General features: G+C 60.8%; 1 pseudogene. It reads right to left on the bottom strand.

The window, feature by feature from the left end:
• Positions 1-227, bottom strand: a pseudogene (locus tag LO50_RS24420) (IS110 family transposase); the annotation flags it as partial.

Below are 227 nucleotides of genomic sequence, written 5' to 3'. Positions count from 1 at the left end.
AGTCGTTGCGATCGGTCTTGTTGCGCCGCCGATACGGGCGCACGTATCGAGGGTGTAAGAGCACGACGCGATGGCCTTTTTCCTGCATCAACCGGCCCCAATGGTGAGCCGTGCCACAGGCTTCCATCACCCACTCGACAGGTTCGATCTGCTCCTGTACATATCGCGTAAATGCCCCGGAATCGAGCCGCTTGCGCCGATCCACTCGGCCGACCTGGACACTCTCG

The organism is Stutzerimonas stutzeri (genome assembly GCF_000935215.1).
Classification (GTDB): Bacteria; Pseudomonadota; Gammaproteobacteria; order Pseudomonadales; family Pseudomonadaceae; genus Stutzerimonas.
The sequence above is the reverse complement of the archived record's forward strand: the minus strand, read 5'-3'. Positions and strand labels throughout refer to the sequence as shown.